This is a genomic window from Pseudomonas sp. MF08831, from assembly GCF_059862645.1.
In genome coordinates this window covers 234,565-241,836 of sequence record NZ_JCBCUX010000011.1, presented here as the reverse complement: position 1 = coordinate 241,836, position 7,272 = coordinate 234,565, and the positions used below count along the sequence as shown (strand labels likewise).

Here is a 7,272-nt window from a genome sequence, read left to right as displayed (position 1 = left end):
AACCACGCTGGCCGAACGCAGGCTTGAATCCGTGGGTAACCCGGCAGGACGCCGGGTTAGCCGTGTTGGGCCATGGATGGCCCGTCACGGCGGCCCACGGATTCAAGCCTTCGTTCGGGCACACCGAAGCGTGAGCGAGGTGCCGAGTGGTGGGGCAAGAGCCCTTTGGTTACTTTGGGGCTTTTCCAAAGTGACCCGCTGTAAGAGCGGAACCGATATCCGCCATCACCCAGCCAACGGATATGCCCCCCACCCCCCAAAGAGCCGCCAACTCAATTCCCCCAGAGCGCCAACTACCCAGACCCAAGAACCCGATAAAACCCACCTCAACCCCACTAACACCGCGAAAAAATCCCCAGCAAATCAAGCGGCCAGCCTCAGGCCTGCACAGACGCCACCTGCTTCCAATCCAGCGCAAACCGCGCCAGGTACTTACGCAAACGGTCCGCGTCATTCGGTTGCGCCTTGGCCTGACGCGACACGCCGAACAACCGGCGCCCCGCATCCGAGAGGCTGTCGGACTGCCGACACACCTCAATCACCGCCTTCAGTTGCACCTGATCAAACAGATCCAGCTCCGCCGGCAGCAAGGCTTGCCAATCAGCCTGCGGCGCAGACAACCCCCAGGCATAACGCAAACGCTGAATTTCCTCTTCAGCCTGCGCCTCATCAATACGCCCACTGTCCGCCAGCGTGGCCATGCGGGTGATCGAGGCCGACAACTCACGAAAGTTACCCCGCCAGGCGGCTTCGCTGGAGCAGGCAAACGCCAGGTAACGCCGCCGCGCCTCCAGGTTGAAACGCACGCGCCGGCCTTGCTCGCGGGCATGGCGCTCCAGTTCGAAATCGATATTGGGTTCGATATCCTCACGCCGGCCCGCAAGGCCCGGCAGGTCAAAGGTCCACAGGTTGATCCGCGCGTAAAGGTCTTCACGAAACAACCCTTGCGCCACCCGCTCGCGCAGGTCGCGGTGGGTGCCGGCGATGATCAGGAAGTCGCTGCCCACCTCTTGGTCGGCACCCAATGGGTAAAAGCGTTTTTCTTCGATGGCCTTGAGCAGCATCGCCTGCTCATCCAGCCCCAGTTCGCCGATTTCATCGAGAAACAGCATGCCGCCATCCGCCGCGCGCAGCAGGCCATCGCGGGCATTTTGGGCGCCGGTGAAAGCGCCCTTGATGTGACCGAACAACGCCGACATCGCGCCATCGCCGCGCAATGTCGCGCAGTTCACTTCAACAAAACGCCCCTGGATTTGGTGGCGGCTGCGCTTGAGTGCGTAGATGCGCCGGGCGAGGAATGATTTGCCGGCGCCGGTGGGGCCGATCAGCAGCATCGGCGCCTTGGAGCGCACGGCCACGCGTTCGATCTGCTCGATGGAGGCATTGAAAGCGCTATTGCGCGTGGCGATGCCTGACTTGAGAAACGCCAGGCCCTCCAGGCGCTTGTGGGCAAAGCGCGACGCGATGCGGTCGTAGCGCGACAGGTCGAGGTCGATCAGCGTGTGCGTGCCGGTGGCGGGCGCGGTGTCGTCACGGCGGCGGGCCGGTGCGGTCTGGATCAGGCGCGCCGGCAGGTTGCGCGCCTCGGTCAGCAGGAACCAGCAAATCTGCGCCACGTGCGTGCCGGTGGTGATGTGGACCAGGTAGTCCTCGTGCTCGGTGTTAAAGGCATAGTCGGTGGTGAAATCGTGCAGCGCGGCATAGACCTCTTCGAAATCCCACGGATTTTGCAGCGGCATCGCGTGCAGGCGCACCTCGGTGTGCGGGGAGATCTGCAGGATGTCGGCGCGCACCCGTTCGGCGAGGCTGACGTCGCGGGCATCGACGTCGTGGATCAGCTCCAGGCGATCAATCAGCACATCGGCCTGCTGGCACAGACCGACGCTGGGGCGCCAGTGGTTCCAGCGGTTGGCGCCTTTGCCGACGCGGTCCAGCTTTGACCCGATAAACCCGATGGCGACGGTGCGCTTGTGCTTCATGGCTAGACCAAAATATAAGTGACGATAAGCAAGGATATGAATTGGCGAAGATGCTTGCCATCGATTTTCAGCGTTTAAATTCCATACCGGATGAATATCTATACAAAACAATGAGATAAAGATTTTATCTGGGTTTCGTAAAAAGCTGGCACGCCCGCTGCTATAGCCTGTTCAACGCCGCGATGACGGCTTTCCAAAAAAAGAATCGAGATCATGCAAGAGAAAACCTACCAACTGCTGGAAGTGGCCAACGGCAAGCCGATCAAACTCTGGACCCAAGGCGTACCGGTTGAGCCTGAAGCCCGCCAGCAACTGATGAACACCGCCAAGATGCCGTTTATCTTCAAGCACCTCGCGGTGATGCCGGATGTGCACTTGGGCAAGGGTTCGACCATCGGCAGTGTAATCCCCACGGTGGGCGCGATTATCCCGGCGGCGGTGGGTGTGGACATCGGCTGCGGGATGATTGCCGCGCGCACCACGCTGACCGCCAGCGATTTGCCCGACAACCTCCACGGGCTGCGTTGTGCCATCGAGGCCGCCGTGCCCCATGGTCGTACCCGCAGCCGTAAAGGGCGTGACAAAGGCGCCTGGGAGGACGTGCCGGCCCAGGCCGATCAGGTATGGGCGACGCTGCGCCCCGGGTTCAAGGCAATTACCGATAAGTACCCGCAGCTTGAGCACAGCAACAACCGCCAGCATTTGGGCACGCTCGGCACGGGTAACCACTTTGTCGAGGTGTGCCTGGATGAAGCCAACCGTGTCTGGTTCATGTTGCACAGCGGTTCGCGCGGCGTGGGCAACGCCATCGGCAACTTGTTTATCCAGTTGGCGCAGGCGGACATGCGCCAGCACCTGGCCAATTTGCCGGACCGCGACCTGGCCTATTTCGAAGAGGGCAGCCAGCACTTCGATGACTACGTGCAAGCCGTGGGCTGGGCGCAGGATTTTGCCCGGCAGAACCGCGAATTGATGATGCGCGCGGTGGTTCAGGCCACGCGCCAGGTGATCAGCAAGCCGTTTGAGGTGGTGCTGGAAGGGGTGAACTGCCATCACAACTACGTGCAAAAAGAGCGGCACTTTGGTGAAGAGATCCTGGTGACGCGCAAAGGCGCGGTGTCGGCGAAGAAGGGCGAGCTGGGGATTATTCCGGGTTCTATGGGCGCAAAAAGTTTCATCGTGCGCGGCCTGGGCAACGAAGAGTCGTTCTGCTCGTGCAGCCACGGCGCCGGCCGCACCATGAGCCGCACCAAAGCGAAAAACACCTTCACGGTGGCCGACCAGATCCGCGCCACGGCCCACGTGGAGTGCCGCAAGGACGCCGATGTGATCGATGAAATTCCGATGGCCTACAAGGACATCGACGCCGTCATGCATGCCCAGCGCGAGCTGGTGGAAGTGCTGCACACCCTGCGTCAGGTGGTGTGCGTAAAAGGTTAAGAGGAGCACAACGATGGAAAGGGAAGAACGTCACCCACTCAGCGACGCCATGCGCGCGCGGGTGCTGGATGAGTTGGAACGCATAGAGCGCGAGCGCAACGTGAGCGTGCTGTATGCCTGTGAGTCGGGCAGTCGCGCCTGGGGGTTTGCGTCTACCGACAGCGACTACGACGTGCGCTTTGTCTACGTGGAAAAGCCTGATTGGTTTATGCAGGTGGATGCGCCGCGGGATGTGATCGAGCGCCCGCTGGATGACGAGCTGGATGTCAGCGGATGGGAGCTGCGCAAGACCTTGGGGCTGTTGCGCAAGTCCAACCCTACGTTGCTGGAGTGGCTGGATTCGCCCCTGGTGTATCGCCAGGAAACTGAGGCGACGGCGCAATTGCGGGCCTTGGCCGAAACGTTCTACAGCCCGCCGGCGGCGCGTAATCACTACTTGTCGATGGCCAGGAAGAATTTTCGTGGTTACCTGCAAGGCGAGGAGGTGCGGTTCAAGAAGTACTTCTACGTGCTGAGGCCGCTGCTGGCAGTGCGTTGGATCGACCTGGGCCTGGGACGCCCGCCGATGACGTTCGCCGACTTGCTTGGCACGGTGGATGACCCGCAACTGCTCGACGAAGTGGCAACGCTGCTGGCCCTCAAGCGCAATGCCGGCGAGGCCGCTTATGGACCACGGCGCCCGGCGCTGCACGCATTTATCCAGCGCGAGCTGGAACGCGAAGTGCCGGTTTTGCCACGCACGCAAGCAGACGCAAAGCGCCTGGATCATTACCTTCGACACACGGTTAACCGCTACGCATAAGGACGAACATGAAACAGGACGTGATTGAACTCGACGGCGCCATTGGCGGTGGCCAGGTGTTACGCAGTGGCTTGAGCCTGGCAATGGTGACCGGGCTGACGTTGCGCATCAAAAACATCCGCGCCAGGCGCAGTCGGCCAGGCTTGATGCGCCAACACCTGACCGCCGTGCTGGCCGCCGCCCACGTGTGTGGCGCCAAGGTGCAAGGGGCTGAGCTGGGCTCGCAGAGCCTGCTGTTCGAACCCGGGCCGATACAAGGCGGCGAGTACCGCTTTGCGATCGGCACGGCCGGCAGCTGCACCCTGGTGCTGCAGACGTTGCTACCGGCGCTGTTGCGCGCGCCAACCGCCAGCCGCGTGACGATCAGCGGCGGCACCCATAACCCGCTGGCGCCGCCGGTGGACTTTTTGCAGCGGGCCTGGCTGCCGCTGTTGCGGCGCATGGGCGCGCGCGTCGAGTTGAACCTCATACGCCATGGTTTCGTCCCGGCGGGCGGCGGCGAAGTGGAGGCGTTTATCCAGCCATCGGACCTGCAGGCGTTGCAGCTGATGCAGCGCGGCAAGCTGCTGGAAAAACGCGCCATCGTCCTGAATGCCGGCCTGGCGGATCAGGTGAGTGAGCGTGAATTCAAGCGCGTCCGCCAGCGCCTGGGGTTCACCGAGGCGCAGCTGTTCCCGATAGACATTGACCCGCAGCAAGGACCGGGCAATGTGCTGATGCTGGAATACGTCCACGCGCAGGTCACCGAAGTATTCAGTGCGTTCGGCATGACCACCGTGCGAGCTGAGGCCGTGGCCGATGAGGCCATCAACCAGGCGATGGAGTGGCAGGGCACCGACACCGCGGTGGGTGAGCACCTGGCGGATCAACTGCTGTTGCCGATGGCGTTGGCCGGCGGCGGGCGTTTTACCACGCCACACATGAGCGAGCACTTGCACAGCAATATGACGGTAATTCAACGCTTCCTGCCGGTGGTGATCGAAAGCCGTGTGCGCGAGGAGGGCGGGTTGCTGGTCGAGTGTCGCAGGGTCTGATCTGCTAACCTGCGCGGGTCAAAACCGCCCTTAGCCTGTGGATGTTTATCATGAATACGTGCCCCGTTCAGCCACCCCTTGAACCGCAGTCCGTCTGCCACCCCATCACCAGCAGCGCGATTTTCATGGTCGCCACCCTGACGCCCGGCAATCTCGACACTGTGCGGGCCTGGTGCGGTGACATAGCCGGGCTGGTGCGTTCGGTCGGCAAGCGCGTACCGGCAGGCAACCTGACCTGCGTCTGCGGGTTTGGCTCGGATGCCTGGGACCGGCTGTTCGGCGCCCCACGCCCGGCGGCGTTGCATCCATTTCGCGAGTTTGGTGTGCAAGGGCGCAAGGCCGTCTCGACCCCTGGCGACATCCTGCTGCACATCCGTGCCGAGCAGATGGACCTGTGCTTCGAGTTGGCCACCCAACTGATGGCGGCCCTGGGCGACAGCGTCCAGGTCGTGGATGAGGTCCAGGGTTTTCGCTACTTCGATATGCGCAGCATCATCGGCTTTGTCGATGGCACCGAGAACCCGGTGGGGCGCAAGGCGGTGGGTTTCACAATCGTCGGCGACGAAGACCGCGAATTCGAAGGTGGCAGCTACGTGCTGGTGCAGAAATACCTGCACAACATGGCGGCCTGGAACGACCTGACCGTGGAAGCGCAGGAGAAGGTGATCGGGCGCACCAAGCTGGCAGACATCGAACTGGATGAAGAGACCAAACCGAGCAACTCACACAGCGCGTTGACCGTTATCACCGACGAGCACGGTGAAGAAGTGAAGATCCTGCGCGACAACATGCCCTTTGGCCGCCCGGGCGCCGGTGAGTTCGGCACCTACTTTATCGGCTACGCGCGTTCGCCGAAGCCGCTGGAGCAGATGCTGGAAAACATGTTTGTCGGCCGCCCCGTGGGTAATTACGACCGCTTGCTGGACTTCAGCACGGCGGTCACCGGCGGCCTGTTTTTCGTGCCCTCGGCCGACCTGCTCGAAGCGTTGGCCGACCGCCAGCCTGGGGCTTAGCTCGGCACGGTTTAACTCAAGAAGCCGGTGCTGACCGCCACGATCAGGAAAATCCCCAGCAGCGCGCGGTAGATCACGAACGGCCAGGTGGAGAACCGCTCCAGGAACTTCATCAGGCCCCAGATGGCGAAGAATGCCGAGACGCTGGCAACCACCAGCCCAAAGATCAAGTGTGACCAGGCGTGGGCGGGCATGTCGGCGTGCAGCAGCACCCACACTTCTTTCAAACCGGCGAGGGCGATGGCCGGCAGGCCCAGCAGGAAGGAAAAACGCGCAGCTTCTTCACGCTTGAAGTTCAGGAACAGCGCGGCGGTGAGTGTCGAACCGGAGCGCGACACCCCAGGAATCAGCGCGCCAATCTGCGCGATACCGACAATCAGCGCATCGCGCAGACGCATTTCGCTCATCTCACGGGTGTGGCGCGCGCGCACTTCGGCCACTGCCAGCAATACCGCCATCACCACGCAGGCAATCCCGATCACCATCAGGCCGCGTAGCGGCGAGTTGCAGGTATTCAAGGTCGAAGACAGCGCCAGGCCGGCAATCCCAATCGGGATAGTGGCCAACACAATCGCCACGGCCAGTTTGAACCACCGGTCGTTGTAGTCGCCGCGGCGCACCGCGCTGATGCTGCCGGTGGTCACCTGGCGCACGTCACGCCAGAAATAACTGACCACCGCCGCCAGCGCCGCCAACTGCATGGCCGCGGAAAACGCCGAGCCCGGGTCTTGCCAGCCGAGCAGGGCGGGCACCACTCGCATGTGGGCCGTGGACGACACCGGCAACAGCTCGGTAATGCCCTGGATTACGCCCAGGATGAAGATCTGCAGGTAGTCCAGGGAGGCAAAGCCCACATCCAGGCCGGCGGAACAGACGTTTGTCAAAATACGTGTCCTTGAAAAAAGAGGCTTTTGAAGAATCAGTGGGCGAAGTTTATTCTAAATGTTTCAGGATATTGGACGCGGAAAAGCAAATTCGCAATCGGTTCAGCAAACAGAAAGGTT

Annotated in this window: 6 protein-coding genes; 4 read left to right on the top strand and 2 right to left on the bottom strand. The window is 62.0% G+C overall.

What is annotated here, in order from left to right; translation table 11 throughout:
- Window positions 1-377: 377 nt before the first annotated feature.
- Window positions 378-1,979 (bottom strand): RNA repair transcriptional activator RtcR, encoded by a 1,602-nt coding sequence (gene rtcR / locus AC19YS_RS22405; RefSeq protein WP_500602689.1) that lies wholly within the window; start codon window positions 1,977-1,979, stop codon window positions 378-380.
- Between the two features lie 213 nt (window positions 1,980-2,192).
- Between rtcR and AC19YS_RS22400 the strand changes: the two genes are divergently transcribed.
- From AC19YS_RS22400 to AC19YS_RS22385, 4 genes are read left to right on the top strand one after another with little or no spacing between them, the layout of a single operon-like run.
- Window positions 2,193-3,419, top strand: a complete 1,227-nt coding sequence (locus AC19YS_RS22400; RefSeq protein WP_500602688.1) for an RtcB family protein — start codon at window positions 2,193-2,195, stop codon at window positions 3,417-3,419.
- Between the two features lie 13 nt (window positions 3,420-3,432).
- Window positions 3,433-4,221: a nucleotidyltransferase domain-containing protein gene (locus AC19YS_RS22395; protein WP_119736104.1), complete on the top strand. Its 789-nt coding sequence runs from the start codon at window positions 3,433-3,435 to the stop codon at window positions 4,219-4,221.
- Window positions 4,222-4,229: 8 nt separating this feature from the next.
- The gene (gene rtcA / locus AC19YS_RS22390; protein ID WP_500602687.1) at window positions 4,230-5,255 is read left to right on the top strand and encodes an RNA 3'-terminal phosphate cyclase; all 1,026 of its coding nucleotides are present in this window, start codon (window positions 4,230-4,232) and stop codon (window positions 5,253-5,255) included.
- A 50-nt stretch (window positions 5,256-5,305) separates the two neighbouring features.
- Window positions 5,306-6,268: a Dyp-type peroxidase gene (locus AC19YS_RS22385; protein ID WP_106579590.1), complete on the top strand. Its 963-nt coding sequence runs from the start codon at window positions 5,306-5,308 to the stop codon at window positions 6,266-6,268.
- Between the two features lie 11 nt (window positions 6,269-6,279).
- Here AC19YS_RS22385 and AC19YS_RS22380 read toward each other — a convergent pair whose 3' ends face one another.
- Window positions 6,280-7,152: an undecaprenyl-diphosphate phosphatase gene (locus tag AC19YS_RS22380; RefSeq protein ID WP_500602686.1), complete on the bottom strand. Its 873-nt coding sequence runs from the start codon at window positions 7,150-7,152 to the stop codon at window positions 6,280-6,282.
- Between the last annotated feature and the right edge of the window lie 120 nt (window positions 7,153-7,272).